This is a genomic window from Streptomyces sp. NPDC001093 (genome assembly GCF_040298985.1).
Classification (GTDB): Bacteria; Actinomycetota; Actinomycetes; order Streptomycetales; family Streptomycetaceae; genus Streptomyces.
Genome location: NZ_JBEPBF010000001.1, coordinates 207,625 through 224,393 on the forward strand (window position 1 = coordinate 207,625; position 16,769 = coordinate 224,393).

The following is a 16,769-nucleotide window of genomic DNA, read 5'->3' on the forward strand; positions in this document are numbered from 1 at the left end:
CGCACAACCATCGTCCGCCGTCGTGTGTCGTGCATAGCGGCGGACTGTGGGCACAATTGGTTTCGGCGTCGGACAGCGTGCAACAGATGGGGAGGCAGGGACGACGGTGGCGGAACGGAGCACGGCTGCCGTCGACGTGGCAGACAACAGCGGTGAGCAGCCGCTGACCGCCAAGGCGGACCAGTCCACGGCCGACGGGGTGGCCATGAACCCGGAGCGGGACACGGACAACGACGAGGCACAAGGGAGCGGGAGCGACGGTTCCGGGCGGAAGGCCTCGCCTCCGGAACTACACAGCGGTCACAAGCTCGCCAGACGTTACCGACTGGAGGAGTGCGTCACCCGTCTGGACGGATTCAGCAGCTGGCGTGCGGTCGACGAGAAACTCCGTCGCGCCGTCGGCGTCCACATCCTGCCCGCGGAGCATGTGCGGGCCCGTTCCGTCCTCGCCGCCGCGCGTTCCTCCGCGCTGCTCGGCGACCCCCGTTTCGTTCAGGTCCTCGACGCCGTCGAGGAGAACGACCTCGTCTACGTCGTGCACGAGTGGCTGCCCGACGCCACCGAGCTGACCACGCTCCTCACGAACGCCCCGCTGGAGCCGCACGACGCCTACCAGATGGTCAGTCAGGTCGCCTCGGCCATGGCCGCCGCGCACCGCGAGGGCCTCGCCCATCTCCGGCTCAACCCCAACGCCGTCCTGCGCGCCTCGACCGGTCAGTGGCGCATCCGGGGCCTCGCCGTGAACGCCGCGCTGCGTGGCATCAGCTCCGACACCCCGCAGCGCACCGACACCGAGGCGATCGGCGCCCTGCTGTACGCGGCGCTGACCCAGCGCTGGCCGTACGAGAGCGACGCGTACGGCCTGTCCGGACTTCCCAAGGGTGTCGGCCTCATCGCACCGGACCAGGTGCGGGCCGGTATTCACCGGGGCCTGTCCGAACTGGCCATGCGCGCACTCGTCAACGACGGTGCCACCGCCTCCCGTCACGAGGCCCCGTGCACCACGCCGGAGGAGCTGGTGAAGGCGATCGGCGAGATGCCGCGCATCCGCCCACCCGAGCCGGCCTTCACCACCCCGCCGGAGTACCAGCGCACGACCTACCAGCAGGGCACGTACGGCCGCCCGGCGCCGCATCCCGGTGCCACCCAGCCGCTCACGACTCCGCCGCCCCCGCTGCAGAGCCGCACCGGCAAGGCCCTGAAATGGGCGGTGTCGGCGCTTCTCATCGCCGCCCTGGGCCTGGGCAGCTGGCAGTTGGCGGACGCCCTGATGAACCAGAGCGGCAAGTCCGACGACACCAACAGGAGCCAGACGACGGGCGACGGCGACAAGGGCGGCGCGAACCACAAGCAGACGGCGATAAACATCCAGGGAAGCCAGGAGTTCGTCGCCAAGGGAGACGCCCAGCACCCGGGCGACGTCCAGAAGACCTACGATGGCGACCCCTCGTCGTACTGGCGGACCAAGAGCTTCACCGAGGGACCGTCCATCGCTCCGCTCAAGCCGGGCGTCGGCATCGTCTACGACCTCGGCTCGCCCACGAAACTCGGCACGGCCACCCTCGACATGCGTTACGGCGGGGACCACACGACCGTCGAGCTGTACGCGGCCGACTCTCTGACACCGCCGTCGCTGGACTCGATGCAGCAGATCGGTAAGGTCACGACGACGACCAACACCGCTACCGTGAAGGTCACCAAGTCGGTGAAGACGCGGTATGTCCTCGTCTGGCTGACAGCCGTGCCGAATTCGGGGTATGACTCCACGCTGTACGCCGGCGCCGGCTACAAGCAGGCCATCGGCGAAGTGAAGTTCACGGGCTGACGTCTCACCCGGACCGGAGGGGGCAGATGGCGGACGGCGCCGGATACGACGGAGTGAGCGACAAGGATCTGCTCGCCCGCCATGTGGAAGGCGACCCCGATGCCTTCAGCGAGATCGTGCGGCGGCATCGGGACCGGCTCTGGGCGGTCGCGCTGCGGACGCTGGGGGACCGCGAGGAAGCCGCGGACGCGGTCCAGGACGCCTTGGTGTCGGCTTACCGGGCCGCCCATACCTTCCGGGGCCAGTCGGCCGTCACGACCTGGCTGCACCGGATCACGGTGAATGCCTGCCTGGACCGCGCCCGCAAAGTGGCCTCACGGAAGACCTCACTCGTCGACGACACCGAGCGGCTGGAGCAGTTGCTGGAGCCGCACGAGTCGGCCTCGGCGCCGGCAGAGCGGAACGATGTCCAGCGTCAGCTCCTCGAAGCGCTCGGCACCCTCCCGCACGACCAGAGGGCCGCGCTGGTGCTTGTGGACATGCAGGGCTATCCCGTGGCCGAGGCCGCCAGGATTCTCGACGTGCCGACCGGCACGGTGAAGAGCCGGTGCGCCCGGGGCAGAGCGCGACTGCTGCCTCTGCTCACTCATCTACGGCCCGAAGGTCCCGGAAGCGGAAAAGAACCCGGCGAGGGACGGAACCGGGTGGAGGGGGCATCCGTCCCACCTGCAACGGGGTCTCCGAGCGAGGGCCGCGAGGGCAGGGGACCGAGCGATTCAGCCGTAGTGAAGGGCGGAGGTGGGCGAGCGTGACTTCGACGACGGACACGGCCGGGCACCCGGACGTCGAGGAGATCTCCGACCTCACCGAAGGCCTTCTGCCTCCTGGCCGCAGCGCCGACATACAGCGCCACCTGGAGACCTGTGAGCTGTGCGCGGACGTCCACAGCTCGCTGGAGGAGATCCGAGGACTGCTGGGATCCACATCGACAGCGGTGCGCATGCCTGCCGAGGTGGCCGGCCGGATCGATGCCGCGCTTGCCGCCGAGGCATTGCTCAGCGCCTCCGGAGAGGAGAGCGCGGCACGTGTTTCACGTGAAACATCGGCTCCGACCGATCGCCCGGCGGGGCGCCCGCACGCGTCGACCGGACCCGGGCGGAAGAAGAGCGCGCGCAGCCGCCGCAGGACCGTCGTTCTCGGCAGTGTTCTGACGGCGGCCGTGCTGGGAGCCGGGGCACTCATGCTCCAGGCGCTCGACAGTGGTACATCGACCATCACCGCTCATGGCAAGCCAAGTCCGTCGATCGGTGTCTTCTCCCATGCCAGTGTCCAAAGCCAGGTACGGGACCTGTTGGCTTCGAAGAAGGGCACCCAGCGGGGATACACCAGTCAGCGACCACGGTCCGGCGCCGACTCCGAGCAGAACACCCCGGGGACGACGGAGAGCGCGAACACGCTGATTCAGACGGAGGTCCCGGTACCGGACTGTGTCCGGCGGGCGATTCCCGAGGGTGACCGGGCCCTGGCCTCGAAGGTGGGCACCTACGCCGGGAAGAGCGCCTACCTCGTCGTCCTGCCCGATAGCCATGACAGTGCCCAGGTCACGGCCTATGTCGTCGACGCGGCTTGCGTGCGTCAAGATCCCACCTCTACGGGCAAGGTCCTGGCGAAAGAGTCCTATCCCCGTCCTTGAAAGCACCCGGCCACCTCGGCTGCTCCGTCAGTTGCCCCGCCGCATGCGTGTGCCCCGACACACCGGGAATGCGGGCCCCGTAGGATCCGTTGGGTGGGGTGAGAGTTCGGAAACGGGCTCCCACCGGTCGACTGACGCAGACCAGAGACGAGGAATCAAGCCGTGAGCGACGTCCGTAACGTGATCATCATCGGCTCCGGGCCCGCAGGCTACACGGCGGCGCTCTACACCGCGCGCGCGTCGCTGAAGCCTCTGGTGTTCGAGGGAGCCGTCACCGCCGGTGGCGCGCTGATGAACACCACCGAGGTCGAGAACTTCCCGGGCTTCCGCGACGGCATCATGGGCCCCGAGCTCATGGACAACATGCGGGCGCAGGCCGAGCGCTTCGGCGCCGAGCTCGTCCCGGACGACGTCGTCTCCGTCGAGCTCACCGGTGAGATCAAGACCGTCACCGACACCGCGGGCACGGTCCACAAGGCGAAGGCTGTCATCGTCACCACCGGTTCCCAGCACCGCAAGCTGGGTCTGCCGAACGAGGACGCCCTGTCCGGCCGCGGTGTCTCCTGGTGTGCGACCTGCGACGGGTTCTTCTTCAAGGACCAGGACATCGCCGTGATCGGCGGTGGTGACACCGCGATGGAGGAGGCCACCTTCCTCTCGCGGTTCGCCAAGTCCGTGACGATCGTCCACCGCCGGGACACGCTGCGCGCCTCCAAGGCGATGCAGGAGCGCGCGTTCGGCGACCCGAAGATCAAGTTCGTGTGGGACAGCGAAGTCGCCGAGATCCAGGGCGAGCAGAAGCTCGCCGGTCTGAAGCTGCGCAACGTCAAGACCGGCGAACTGTCGGAGCTGCCCGTGACCGGCCTGTTCATCGCAATCGGCCACGACCCGCGCACCGAGCTGTTCAAGGGCCAGCTGGACCTGGACGAGGAGGGCTACCTGAAGGTCGCCTCCCCGACCACCCTCACCAATGTGACCGGTGTCTTCGCCGCCGGCGACGTGGTCGACCACACCTACCGCCAGGCGATCACCGCGGCCGGCACCGGCTGCTCCGCCGCTCTGGACGCTGAGCGCTTCCTCGCCGCGCTCGCGGACGAGGACAAGGCGGAGCCCGAGAAGACCGCCGCCGTCTGACCTTCCCCCTTCCCCCGCCCCACCGCACGATCGAGTTAAGGAGCCCGCCGTGGCCGGCACCCTGAAGAATGTGACCGACGCTTCCTTCGAGCAGGACGTCCTCAAGAACGACAAGCCCGTCCTGGTGGACTTCTGGGCCGCCTGGTGCGGTCCGTGCCGTCAGATCGCCCCGTCCCTGGAGGCGATCGCTGCCGAGTACGGCGACAAGATCGAGGTCGTCAAGCTGAACATCGACGAGAACCCGAGTACGGCCGCGAAGTACGGCGTCATGTCGATCCCGACCCTGAACGTCTACCAGCGCGGCGAGGTCGCCAAGACCATCGTCGGTGCCAAGCCGAAGGCTGCGATCGTTCGCGACCTCGAGGAGTTCATCGCCGAGTAAGGCGAAGAACCGAGCGGTGCCGTCCAAGCGACGGTGCGTGTTTCACGTGAAACACGAATGGGCCAACCCCTCCGGGTTGGCCCATTCGCTTATGGCGCTGCGCTGACGCTACAGCGGCCTCAGCGCCGGTTCCTTCTGGACCGCCCCGAGAAGCCGGTCGAGGGCCATCTCCACGTCTTCTTTCCAGGAGAGCGTCGACCGCAGCTCCAGTCGCAGTCGGGGATGCGTGGGATGTTGCCGGACCGTTTTGAAGCCGACAGCCAGAAGGTGATCCGCCGGCAGAAGGCAGGCGGGTTCCTTCCAGCGGGCGTCGCCGAAGGCCTCGATCGCCTTGAAGCCTCGACGCAGCAGATCCTTGGCGACCGTCTGCACGAGGACTCGCCCCAGCCCCTGCCCCTGATAGCCGGGCATGATGAACGCCGTCATCAACTGCACGGCATCCGGCGAGACGGGACTCGTGGGGAAGGCCGTCGAGCGTGGAACATAGGCTGGAGGGGCGTAGAGAACGAAGCCGACCGGTAGGTCATCCACGTACACCACCCGGCCGCACGATCCCCAGTCCAGCAGGACGGCGGAGATCCACGATTCCTTCTCCAGCGCCGAGGTCCCCGCCCTTACGGCTGCTTCTCCGCTGACCGGGTCAAGCTCCCAGAAGACACACGACCGACAGCGTTGGGGAAGGTCCTGAAGGTTGTCCAGCGTGAGCGGCACGAGCCGACGCCCCATGAAGGCTGTTCCTCGCTTCCTTCGCCCGCCGCGTCACGAGCGGCTGTCAGAGCGCTTCGCTCCCTGAGCAGGCTGCCGACGAATCCGCCGACCGCTCCAAGGCTCAGGCCCGCGCTCACCAGTCCGGTGCGGCTCATCGATCGCATGGCCCCGTCTCCCCACTCAGAGATGCAGATGCTGTCCGGTGGATGCGCCATACCCACTCGCATCGTATCCACGATGCGATTCACTCGATAGCGCCTCAAAGCAAAGAGCGGGCCGTGTTCCGGTACACACCGGACACGGCCCGCTCTTGATACGGCATACGGCCGAGTGGGTCGGGCCGGGATCAGTCGTCCTCGTCGTCCGGAACGTTCTGCAGCTCCTGGCTCAACACCGGCCCCTCGCCCGGAGCGAGCGTGCTCAGAATCCGCTGAAGATCGTCCACCGAGGCGAACTCGACGGTGATCTTCCCCTTCTTCTGGCCGAGGTCGACCTTCACCCGTGTCTCGAAGCGGTCCGACAGACGGGTCGCCAGCTCGTTCAGGGCCGGGGAGAGCCGCGCGCCGGCGCGCGGCCCCTTGGGACGCTGAGGCTTCTGGGGCCGCGAGCCCATGAGGGTCACGATCTCCTCGACCGCTCGCACCGACAGCCCCTCGGCCACGATGCGGTGAGCCAGCCGGTCCTGCTCCTCGGAGTCCTCGATGGACAACAGTGCCCGGGCATGTCCGGCGGAGAGGACACCGGCAGCCACCCGCTTCTGTACGGCCGGCGAGAGCTTCAGCAGACGCAGCGTGTTGGAGACCTGAGGCCTGGAGCGCCCGATCCGGTCGGCAAGCTGGTCATGCGTGCAGTTGAAGTCCTTCAGCAGCTGGTCGTAGGCGGCAGCCTCTTCCAGCGGGTTCAGCTGCGCGCGGTGCAGGTTCTCCAGCAGCGCGTCCAGGAGGAGCTTCTCGTCCTCCGTGGCCCGGACGATCGCCGGGATGGCCTCCAGGCCGGCCTCGCGGCACGCCCTCCAGCGGCGCTCACCCATGATGAGCTCGTAGCGGGCGGGCCCCAGCTGCCGTACGACGACGGGCTGGAGGAGCCCCACCTCCTTGATGGAGGTGACCAGCTCTTGGAGCGCGTCCTCGTCGAAGACATCACGCGGCTGGCGCGGGTTGGGCGAGATCGCATCGAGGGGGATCTCGGCGAAGTGCGCGCCCACCGGAGGAGCCGACGCCTCCATGACGGGGCCCGCCGCGGGCTCCTCGGTTTCATGTGAAACAGGCGGCAGCGTCGCCACCTTCGCCGCGGCAACCCCGCGGTCGGTCGTCAGCACCGGGACGGCCGCGGGGGAGGCAGAAGCCCCGCCCCCCAGCGCGGCCGGAGCCGGGGTCTTCTCCGTCGGGGCAGCGGGGATCAGTGCGCCGAGACCACGGCCCAGCCCCCTCCGTCGCTCGCTCACTGGATCCCCTCCACCATGCTTGGATCGTTCTGGACGCCGATGTGGGCCTGGCTCGCGTCATAGCTGATGCCGATGCCCTTCAGCGCGATTTCTCGGGCCGCCTCAAGATACGAGAGGGCACCGCTCGATCCAGGATCGTAAGTCAGCACCGTCTGCCCGTAACTCGGCGCCTCGGAGATACGGACCGAGCGGGGAATGCTTGTCCGCAGCACCTCGTCGCCGAAGTGGGTGCGCACCTCTTCCGCGACCTGGGAAGCGAGACGCGTCCGGCCGTCGTACATGGTGAGCAGGATCGTCGACACATGCAACGTGGGGTTGAGGTGCCCCCGCACCAGGTCGACGTTGCGCAGCAGCTGACCCAGGCCCTCGAGTGCGTAGTACTCGCACTGGATCGGGATGAGGACCTCCTGACCCGCGACCAGCGCGTTGACCGTCAACAGGCCGAGCGAGGGCGGACAGTCGATGAGGATGTAGTCCAGCGGCTGTTCGTACGCCTGGATCGCCCGCTGCAGCCGGCTCTCACGGGCCACCAAGGACACCAACTCGATCTCCGCACCGGCGAGATCGATGGTGGCGGGGGCACAGAAGAGACCCTCTACGTCGGGGACCGGCTGGACGACCTCGGAGAGAGGCTTGCTCTCCACCAACACGTCGTAGATGGAGGGAACTTCGGCGTGGTGGTCGATTCCGAGGGCGGTGGACGCGTTGCCCTGCGGGTCGAGGTCGATCACCAGGACCCGGCCGCCATGCAGAGCCAGCGAAGCGGCAAGGTTGACGGTGGTCGTCGTCTTGCCCACACCGCCCTTCTGGTTGGCGACCACGATGACTCTGGTCTGCTCCGGCCGTGGCAGGCCTTCGCCGGCGCGGCCCAGAGCCTCTACCGCCAGTTGGGCCGCACGACCGATCGGAGTGTCGTCCATCGGAGGCGGTGTTTCACGTGAAACATCCGCCCCCATCGACTCGGTACGGGGACCGGGGACCGGATCGGTCATCGGTCCCGCGATGTTGGCGTCGGACCGCAAGGATTCACTCTCCTCGACTTCAGGCTCGCAATGAACAGAGCCTCCCATGTCTTCGGGGTCGTGAACCAGTGAGGCCTGGTGTTCTGTGGAGAAATCCACCTCTGTGGACAACTCCATGCCCCTGGAGAGGGACGGAGTGCCCTGTGCCAGGGATGGAGTTCCCTGGGAGACGGGATCCTCGCCCAGGGAACCGAGGGGCCTGCGGTCGCGAGGTTCGGCCGCAGCGCGGCCGCGACTGATGATGCCGTGGAGCAGTGAGCGACGTTTCACGTGAAACACGATGCACAGCGGCGGCGACCGGATCCTCGCGACACTCCGGCCTGCGTAGGTTTGGCAGCTTGTGTGGAGTACGTCTCGTCGTCAGGACGGGTCAGAGCCACCCCTGCTCCTGCTCCGGCCTGAATCCCTGCTCCTGCTCAGCGGCGACGGCGGGCCCGGCCCGTCCGGGCCGCCTTGGCACGCTTGGCCGCGAACCGCACACCGCCCGGGCTCTCCCCGACCTCAACCCGCACCACCGTGGACAACGGGTCCACGATGCCCTCACCCACATGCAGGATCGAGGTCTCCACCGCACCGAGCTTGCTGAGCGCCGTGGCGGCGGCCTTCAGCTCCTCCTCGGCGGTGTCTCCCTTCAGCGCGAGCATCTCGCCGTAAGGACGCAGCAGCGGGATGCCCCAGGCGGCCAGACGATCCAGCGGGGCCACGGCCCGGGCGGTCACCACATGGACCGGTGGCAGCTTGCCCAGGACCTCCTCGGCACGCCCGCGCACCACCGTGACGTGATCCAGGCCGAGCAGCTCGACGACCTCGGTGAGGAAGTTGGTGCGCCGAAGCAGCGGCTCCAGCAGGGTGATGTTCAGGTCGTCCCGGACCAGGGCCAGCGGGATGCCGGGCAGGCCGGCACCGGAGCCGACATCGCAGACCGTCACTCCCTCGGGGACGGCCTCGGAGAGCACCGCGCAGTTCAGCAGGTGCCGCTCCCACAGGCGGGGCACTTCCCGCGGGCCGATCAGGCCACGCTGCACGCCCGCCTCGGCGAGCAGCTCCGCGTAGCGGACCGCATCCGAGAAGCGATCACCAAACACTTCCCGAGCCTGCTCGGGCGCGGGGGGAAGCTCCGCTGCCTCCGTCACGGGGACCGTCCTTCCGTACAGCGCCGGCGCTTCGCGCACCGGCCACCAGAACTACCAGGCTGACAAACTTCGGCCCCGTCTGCTCAACAGACGGGGCCGGTGAAACGTGAGGCCGATCAGGCGGGCAGCACGACGACGAACCGCTGCGGCTCCTCGCCCTCGGACTCGCTGCGCAGTCCCGCCGCCTTGACCGCATCGTGCACGACCTTGCGCTCGAACGGGGTCATCGCCTTGAGCTTGACGGGCTCGCCGGTGTTCTTCGCCTCGGCGGCGGCCTTGGCGCCGATCTCGGACAGCTCGGCCCGCTTCTTGGCCCGGTAACCCGCGACGTCCAGCATGAGCCGGCTGCGGTCGCCGGTCTCCCGGTGCACGGCCAGGCGCGTCAGCTCCTGCAGTGCCTCCAGCACCTCGCCGTCCCGGCCGACCAGCTTCTGCAGGTCGCGGCTGCCGGTGTCGCTGATGATCGACACGGAGGCGCGGTCGGCCTCGACGTCCATGTCGATGTCGCCGTCGAGGTCGGCGATGTCCAGCAGACCCTCCAGGTAGTCCGCCGCGATCTCACCCTCCTGCTCCAGGCGGGTCAGGGCGTCTGCAGCCTCGGCAGCGGCGGAGGTGGTGCCTTCCGTCACGGGATGGGCTCCTTCTTACTTCTTGGACGGGGACTTGGGCCGCTGCGGACCACCCTTGCGCTGGCCGGACTGGGCCTTGCTGCGGGTGCCGGAGCCGGACTTCGGGGCCTGCGGGGCGGCCGCGGGCTTGGCGTCCTGCGGCTCGTCGGGCTTCTCCAGCGAGGTGGACGAGGTGGACCCGCCCTCCTGCTTGGGTCCGCCGGACTGGCGCTGGGCCTTGGACTGGCGCTTGGGCTGCTGGCGCCGGGCCGCGGTGCCGGCCTCCGTGGTGGTCTCCGCACCGTCCGCGGTCTGCGCCGCGGCCTGAGCCGTGCTCTTCACCACGGTGCCGTCGGCCTGGGCGGCGAGACCGGCCTTGTTCAGGGCGTTGATGAACCGGCGCTCGAACTCGTTGCGCTCGCGGCCCTTGGCGACGATCGCCTTGACGATGGTCTTCTCGCTGCGGCGGCTGACCTTGCCGGCGTGCGTGACGTGCTTGGTCAGGCGCTCCAGGTAGGCGGCCTGAGCCTTGGAACCCGGGGTCGGGTTGTTGCGGATGACGTACATCTGCTGACCCATGGTCCACACGTTCGTCGTCAGCCAGTAGACGAGGACACCGACCGGGAAGTTGATACCGAAGACGGCGAACATCACCGGGAAGACGTACATCAGCATCTTCTGCTGCTGCATGAACGGCGTCTTCACCGTCGTGTCGACGTTCTTCGTCATCAGCTGGCGCTGCGTGTAGAACTGCGACGCCGACATCAGAACGATCATGATCGCGGTGACGACCCGGACGTCGGTCAGCGTGGCGCCGAGCGAGGCGACCTTGTCCGCGCTGTCCGTGAACTTCGCCGCAAGCGGGGCGCCGAAGATGTGCGCCTTACGGGCGCTGGCGAGCAGCGACTCGTTGAGGACGCCGATCGTCTTGCCCGTCGCGATCGCGTTGAGCACGTGGTACAGGGCGAAGAAGAACGGGGACTGCGCCAGGATGGGAAGGCACGAGGAGAGCGGGTTGGTGCCCGTCTCCTTGTACAGCTTCATCATCTCTTCGGACTGGCGCTGCTTGTCGTTCTTGTAGCGCTCCTGGATCTTCTTCATCTCCGGCTGGAGCGTCTGCATCGCGCGCGTCGACTTGATCTGCTTCACGAAGAGCGGGATCAGGCAGATGCGGATCAGGATCACCAGGGACACGATGGACAGGCCCCAGGCCCACCCGGTGTCGGCGCCGAAGATCGCGCCGTACATCTTGTGGAACTGGACGATGACCCATGAAACGGGTGTTGTGATGAAGCTGAAGAGGCTGGCAATCGTGTCCACTAATCATGCTCCTTGGGCATGGGACGAGGTCTCTGCGGCCGGGCTCGGAGGAAGCTCGGAAGTCGGGCTCCCGGGCTTCGCTTCGGTGGCCGGTTCGGCGGCGGAGGGCCCGCCCTTGCGTGCGCGCCAAGCGTTGCGCAGCATTTCGTGCCACCGCGGGCGCTTGCGCGGCGGGACATGGTCCACACCGCCCAGCGACCACGGATTGCACCTGAGGATGCGCCAGGCGGTGAGTGCCGTTCCCTTGATCGCACCATGCCGGTCGATGGCCGTATAGCCGTAGTGGGAGCACGACGGGTAGTACTTGCACACCGGCCCCAGCAGTGGACTGATCGTCCACTGGTACAGCTTGATCAGAGCCAGCAGCGGGTACTTCATCGCGCGCCCCCTCCCAGCAGCCGCTGAACGGCGGCGTCCAGGTCTTGGGCCAGCTGTGCGTGGTCTGCGTCGCCCGCTCCGGGCAGCGCTCGTACGACTACCAGGCTACCGGGGGGAAACAGAGCGACTCGGTCACGCATCAGATGACGCAGTCTGCGCTTCACTTTGTTGCGCACGACCGCTCCACCCACAGCCTTGCTCACGACGAAACCCGCACGCGTCGGGGGAGCGCTCTCCCCAGGCGCGTGCGGGTCCGTGGCACCGCTACGAAGGTGGACGACGAGAGTCGGGCGTCCTGCCCGGCGTCCTCGTCGAACCGCGGTCGCGAAGTCCTCGCGCCGCCTCAGCCGGTTCTCGGTAGGCAGCACGACGTCATGACCTGATCGGGATCAGGCGGACAGGCGGGCGCGACCCTTGCTACGGCGGGACGCGAGAATCGCGCGGCCGGCACGGGTGCGCATACGCAGCCGGAAGCCGTGGGTCTTCGCGCGACGACGGTTGTTCGGCTGGAAGGTGCGCTTGCTCACTCGGGGGCTCCAGAAAGAAATCGGTAGTTGCGGGGTGCCGTCTTGGCTGTCACCGTGCGCCCACGAGTAGCTCGCGTCACGCCCGAGTGCACCGCTTCCCGATCACCTGACGTGATCTGTGCCCATCGGAGGCAGGCGGCAGCAGCCATCGACAACTCGACCTGGTTACGGTACGCGGGGCTGCGCCATCCGGTCAAACCGAGGGTCACGGAGAGACACTATCCACAGGCTGGGGACAACAACTTGAACCGCACCCGCCACGCTGACTACCGTGGCTGAACTCCGATTCGTTCTTTTGTCCCCCGCCCCGGCGGGTTTGACCCACCCACCACCCGAAGTACCCCCCGACCCGTTCCGCGATCACACGTTCGTGGGACCTGTGAGAGAGCGTGCCCTGTGGCTGACGTACCCGCCGATCTTGCCGCAGTGTGGCCGCGAGTACTCGAGCAGCTCCTCGGAGAGGGCCGCGGACAGGGTGTCGAGGCGAAGGACGAGCACTGGATCCGGCGCTGCCAGCCGCTCGCGCTGGTCGCGGACACCGCTCTGCTCGCCGTACCGAACGAATTCGCGAAAGGCGTACTGGAGGGCCGTCTCGCGCCGGTCGTCAGCGAGACGCTGAGCCGCGAGTGCGGCCGTCCCATCCGTATCGCGATCACTGTGGACGACTCCGCGGGCGAGCCGCCGGCCCCCGCGGCGCCGGTGCAGCAGCCGCCCAATCCGCGCTACGAAGAACCCGAGCTGCCGTCCGGCCCGACGTACGAGGAACGGCCGTACGAGGGCTACGGCCGCCACCGCGCCCCCGAGCAGCCGTCGGCCGAGCAGCACCGCGCCGACCAGCTGCCCACCGGCCGCGCGGACCAGCTTCCCGTCGTACGGCCGGCGTATCCCTCCGAGTACCAGCGCCGCGATCCCGGGGCCTGGCCCCGGCCCGCGCAGGACGAGTACGGCTGGCAGCAGCCGCGGCTGGGCTTCCCCGAGCGCGACCCGTACGCGTCGCCGTCGTCCCAGGACGCCTACGGCACCGGTCAGAAGGGCTACGGCCCCGGCCCCGACGCCTACGGCTCGCCGTCCTCGGACTACCGCTCGCAGGGCATGGACCGGCCGTCGTACGAGCAGCAGCGCGGCGATTACGACAACCCGCGCGCCGACTACGACCCGGGGCGCCCGGACTACGACTCCGCGCGCCCCGAGTACGACCCCTCCCGCACCGAGTACGACCAGCGCGACCCCGTCCGCCGTGAGCTGCCCGAGCAGCCGACGGGCGGCGGCCCGGCGCATCGCGGCGGCCCCGGCCGCCCGGACCTGCCCACGGCCGGCGCACCCGGCCCGCTGGGCGCACAGCCGGCACCGGCGAGCGGTCCCGGCGAGCCGACGGCACGGCTGAACCCGAAGTACCTGTTCGACACGTTCGTGATCGGCGCCTCCAACCGGTTCGCGCACGCGGCCGCGGTCGCCGTCGCCGAGGCACCGGCGAAGGCCTACAACCCCCTTTTCATCTACGGGGAGTCGGGGCTCGGCAAGACGCATCTGCTGCATGCCATCGGGCACTACGCGCGGAGCCTCTACCCGGGCACGCGCGTGCGGTACGTGAGCTCGGAGGAGTTCACCAACGAGTTCATCAACTCCATCCGCGACGGCAAGGGCGACAGCTTCCGCAAGCGCTACCGCGAGATGGACATCCTGCTCGTCGACGACATCCAGTTCCTCGCGGACAAGGAGTCGACACAGGAGGAGTTCTTCCACACCTTCAACACGCTCCACAACGCCAACAAGCAGATCGTGCTCTCCTCCGACCGGCCGCCGAAGCAGCTGGTCACGCTGGAGGACCGGCTGCGGAACCGTTTCGAGTGGGGTCTGATCACCGACGTCCAGCCGCCCGAGCTGGAGACGCGTATCGCGATCCTGCGCAAGAAGGCGGTGCAGGAGCAGCTCAACGCTCCGCCGGAGGTGCTGGAGTTCATCGCCTCACGGATCTCCCGGAACATCCGTGAGCTGGAGGGCGCGTTGATCCGGGTGACCGCGTTCGCCTCGCTGAACCGGCAGCCGGTGGACCTGGGCCTGACGGAGATCGTCCTGAAGGACCTGATCCCCGGCGGCGAGGACAGCGCGCCCGAGATCACGGCGACGGCGATCATGGGGGCGACGGCCGACTACTTCGGGCTGACGGTGGAGGACCTGTGCGGCACCTCGCGCGGGCGCGCGCTGGTCACCGCGCGGCAGATCGCCATGTACCTGTGCCGTGAGCTGACCGATCTGTCGCTGCCGAAGATCGGCGCGCAGTTCGGTGGCCGCGACCACACGACCGTCATGCACGCCGACCGCAAGATCCGCGCGCTGATGGCCGAGCGGCGGTCCATCTACAACCAGGTGACCGAGCTGACGAACCGGATCAAGAACGGCTGACGGCGGCTGCGCCTGGCTTGCGCCGACGTCGAGGGCGCCTTCGGGACACGAGTCCTGAGGGCGCCCTTTGGCATATTCGCCGTCCAGGGTGGCGGGACCCTGGTGTCGGTGCCCGAGGGGCGCCCAGGCCCTTGAGGCACCGGGGGGAGGCACGGCTGCTCGCGGCTGCCCGGGTCCGCCGGCGGGCTGTGGAGTGTTCCTCGGTCGCCACCGGGTGTTCGATTAAGTGCCGGGTTACGGCCATCCTCCACAGATTCGCTGGGTTTCTTCCGTCCACATGCTGGGGACTGCGGAGTTGTCCCGAGCGGCATCCACAGGGAACGTGTTCATATGGCGTTCGCCCAGCTCAGCTGCCTGTGGAATCGTGGACGAACGATCTCCACAGGCTGTGGACCGAGCGGGGATCCACAGGCTGTGTACGAGGTTTTCCACTGACGACCCACAGGCCGGAGCCTGTTGTCCCCAGTGATCCCCGGCTTCTCCACATGGCTGTCCACTGTTCGGCAACGCGACGCACCCGCTCACCGCGTCGAGTGAAAGCCGTCACACGAAGGTGCCGGATTGGGGTGTGGGAAACGTGGGTAAACCTGGGGACGCAGCTGGGGAGAACTGCCCTCGGGCTGTGGGCGGGGTGTGCAGAACTTTCTGTTCTCCACAGACACCCCCGGTTGTCCACCGCCGTCACCCACAGGCCCCGTGGACAAAATCTTGGCTCTGAGCTGGGCAAACGCGGTTATCCACGGTATCCACAGGCCCTACTACTACTCCCGACTAGAGAGAGCTCGGCAATCGTTTTGAAGCGGGGGCTGTGCACAACTCGCCGTCTCGTGCCCGGCTGCCTCCCGGAGCGACTTGACCCCGACGGGCACCTACTGTCAGTGCGGTGCGTCAGACTGGTCCCCGGTGTCCTTCCCTCCGCAGTGGGCGGTGACACCGAGTCGGAGGACTCAGTAGCAACAGCAGGAGGCGGCTTACGGTGAAGATCCGGGTGGAACGCGACGTACTCGCGGAGGCAGTGGCGTGGGCGGCACGCAGCCTCCCGGCCCGTCCGCCGGCGCCTGTCCTCGCCGGCCTCCTCCTCAAGGCCGAGGACGGCCAGCTGAGCCTGTCGAGCTTCGACTACGAGGTCTCCGCGCGCGTGTCCGTGGAAGCCGAGGTCGAGGAGGAGGGCACCGTCCTCGTCTCCGGCCGGCTGCTCGCCGACATCTCCCGCGCCCTCCCCAACCGGCCGGTGGAGATTTCCACAGACGGTGTACGGGCGACCGTGGTCTGTGGGTCCTCCCGGTTCACCCTGCACACCCTGCCTGTGGAGGAGTACCCGGCGCTGCCGCAGATGCCGAACGCCACGGGCACCGTCCCCGGCGAGGTCTTCGCGGCCGCCGTGTCCCAGGTGGCCATCGCCGCCGGCCGTGACGACACACTGCCCGTCCTCACCGGTGTGCGCATCGAGATCGAGGGCGACACCGTCACCCTGGCCTCCACCGACCGCTACCGCTTCGCCGTCCGCGAGTTCCTGTGGAAGCCGGAGAACCCGGACGCCTCCGCGGTCGCCCTGGTCCCCGCCAAGACGCTCCTGGACACCGCCAAGTCGCTCGGCGCCGGTGACAGCGTGACGCTGGCACTGTCCGGGTCGGGCGCGGGCGAGGGCCTGATCGGTTTCGAGGGCGCGGGGCGTCGTACGACCACGCGGCTGCTCGAGGGTGACCTGCCGAAGTACCGCACGCTGTTCCCGACCGAGTTCAACTCCGTCGCCGTGATCGAGACCGCGCCGTTCGTGGAGGCCGTCAAGCGTGTGGCGCTGGTGGCCGAGCGGAACACCCCGGTGCGGCTGAGCTTCGAGCAGGGCGTGCTGATCCTGGAGGCCGGGTCCAGCGACGACGCGCAGGCTGTGGAAAGGGTCGACGCCCAGCTGGAGGGCGACGACATCTCCATCGCCTTCAACCCGACGTTCCTGCTGGACGGCCTGAGCGCGATCGACTCCCCGGTGGCCCAGCTGTCGTTCACGACCTCCACGAAGCCGGCGCTGCTCAGCGGGAAGCCGGCGGTGGATGCCGAGGCCGATGACGCGTACAAGTACCTGATCATGCCGGTGCGGCTCAGCGGCTGACCGTTTTCCACAGCTGTGCACAGTGCCGGGCGCCTTTGCGGGGGCCCGGCACCCACTGCCTGTGGCTCGGCAGCGTCTGTGGAAAAAGTACAGGTCGCAGGGCCTACGCATGAGCGCGTATGCCCACAACTGTGCGTGAAGAGGG

16 protein-coding genes are annotated in these 16,769 nt (G+C 68.3%); 7 read left to right on the forward strand and 9 right to left on the reverse strand.

The features are described 5' to 3' along the window. Window positions 1–106: 106 nt before the first annotated feature. The 5 genes from ABT288_RS01020 to trxA all read left to right on the forward strand — a co-directional run bounded on the left by ABT288_RS01020 (window position 107) and on the right by trxA (window position 4,974). Entirely contained in the window at window positions 107–1,825 is a 1,719-nt protein-coding gene (locus tag ABT288_RS01020; protein ID WP_351601052.1) for a protein kinase family protein, read from the forward strand. A 26-nt stretch (window positions 1,826–1,851) separates the two neighbouring features. After that, the gene (gene sigM, locus ABT288_RS01025) at window positions 1,852–2,577 is read left to right on the forward strand and encodes an RNA polymerase sigma factor SigM (protein WP_351601054.1); all 726 of its coding nucleotides are present in this window, start codon (window positions 1,852–1,854) and stop codon (window positions 2,575–2,577) included. A 188-nt stretch (window positions 2,578–2,765) separates the two neighbouring features. Then, window positions 2,766–3,458, forward strand: coding sequence for an RsmA family anti-sigma factor (locus ABT288_RS01030; protein ID WP_351601056.1), 693 nt, complete (start codon window positions 2,766–2,768; stop codon window positions 3,456–3,458). Between the two features lie 162 nt (window positions 3,459–3,620). After that, window positions 3,621–4,592: a thioredoxin-disulfide reductase gene (gene trxB / locus ABT288_RS01035; RefSeq protein ID WP_351601059.1), complete on the forward strand. Its 972-nt coding sequence runs from the start codon at window positions 3,621–3,623 to the stop codon at window positions 4,590–4,592. Window positions 4,593–4,641: 49 nt separating this feature from the next. Next, window positions 4,642–4,974: a thioredoxin gene (gene trxA, locus ABT288_RS01040; protein WP_351601062.1), complete on the forward strand. Its 333-nt coding sequence runs from the start codon at window positions 4,642–4,644 to the stop codon at window positions 4,972–4,974. Window positions 4,975–5,082: 108 nt separating this feature from the next. Here trxA and ABT288_RS01045 read toward each other — a convergent pair whose 3' ends face one another. The 9 genes from ABT288_RS01045 to rpmH all read right to left on the reverse strand — a co-directional run bounded on the left by ABT288_RS01045 (window position 5,083) and on the right by rpmH (window position 12,114). Beyond that, the gene (locus ABT288_RS01045; RefSeq protein WP_351601065.1) at window positions 5,083–5,700 is read right to left on the reverse strand and encodes a GNAT family N-acetyltransferase; all 618 of its coding nucleotides are present in this window, start codon (window positions 5,698–5,700) and stop codon (window positions 5,083–5,085) included. 328 nt (window positions 5,701–6,028) lie between these two features. Further along, the gene (locus tag ABT288_RS01050; protein ID WP_351601068.1) at window positions 6,029–7,126 is read right to left on the reverse strand and encodes a ParB/RepB/Spo0J family partition protein; all 1,098 of its coding nucleotides are present in this window, start codon (window positions 7,124–7,126) and stop codon (window positions 6,029–6,031) included. Beyond that, the gene (locus tag ABT288_RS01055; RefSeq protein WP_351601216.1) at window positions 7,123–8,196 is read right to left on the reverse strand and encodes a ParA family protein; all 1,074 of its coding nucleotides are present in this window, start codon (window positions 8,194–8,196) and stop codon (window positions 7,123–7,125) included. Before ABT288_RS01055 ends, ABT288_RS01050 begins: the two co-directional genes overlap by 4 nt. Window positions 8,197–8,564: 368 nt before the next feature. Beyond that, on the reverse strand, window positions 8,565–9,281 hold the full coding sequence (gene rsmG, locus ABT288_RS01060; RefSeq protein ID WP_351601071.1) for a 16S rRNA (guanine(527)-N(7))-methyltransferase RsmG: 717 nt from the start codon (window positions 9,279–9,281) through the stop codon (window positions 8,565–8,567). Between the two features lie 116 nt (window positions 9,282–9,397). Next, on the reverse strand, window positions 9,398–9,910 hold the full coding sequence (locus ABT288_RS01065; RefSeq protein WP_351601074.1) for a Jag family protein: 513 nt from the start codon (window positions 9,908–9,910) through the stop codon (window positions 9,398–9,400). A gap of 15 nt (window positions 9,911–9,925) precedes the next feature. Then, a complete protein-coding gene (yidC, locus tag ABT288_RS01070; protein ID WP_351601077.1) occupies window positions 9,926–11,209 on the reverse strand; it encodes a membrane protein insertase YidC in 1,284 nt (427 codons plus the stop codon). A gap of 3 nt (window positions 11,210–11,212) precedes the next feature. Continuing rightward, the gene (gene yidD / locus ABT288_RS01075; RefSeq protein ID WP_351601080.1) at window positions 11,213–11,587 is read right to left on the reverse strand and encodes a membrane protein insertion efficiency factor YidD; all 375 of its coding nucleotides are present in this window, start codon (window positions 11,585–11,587) and stop codon (window positions 11,213–11,215) included. Continuing rightward, entirely contained in the window at window positions 11,584–11,955 is a 372-nt protein-coding gene (rnpA, locus tag ABT288_RS01080) for a ribonuclease P protein component (protein ID WP_351601083.1), read from the reverse strand. The genes yidD and rnpA overlap by 4 nt, the downstream gene beginning before the upstream one ends. A 21-nt stretch (window positions 11,956–11,976) precedes the next feature. After that, window positions 11,977–12,114 carry a 50S ribosomal protein L34 gene (gene rpmH / locus ABT288_RS01085; protein WP_003956500.1) on the reverse strand — a complete coding sequence of 46 codons (138 nt, stop codon included), beginning with the start codon at window positions 12,112–12,114 and terminating at the stop codon, window positions 11,977–11,979. 396 nt (window positions 12,115–12,510) lie between these two features. On the opposite strand from rpmH, the gene dnaA reads away from it, so the two are divergent. Continuing rightward, window positions 12,511–14,517 carry a chromosomal replication initiator protein DnaA gene (gene dnaA / locus ABT288_RS01090; protein WP_351601086.1) on the forward strand — a complete coding sequence of 669 codons (2,007 nt, stop codon included), beginning with the start codon at window positions 12,511–12,513 and terminating at the stop codon, window positions 14,515–14,517. A 976-nt stretch (window positions 14,518–15,493) separates the two neighbouring features. Continuing rightward, window positions 15,494–16,624 carry a DNA polymerase III subunit beta gene (gene dnaN / locus ABT288_RS01095; protein WP_351601089.1) on the forward strand — a complete coding sequence of 377 codons (1,131 nt, stop codon included), beginning with the start codon at window positions 15,494–15,496 and terminating at the stop codon, window positions 16,622–16,624. Window positions 16,625–16,769 lie beyond the last annotated feature (145 nt).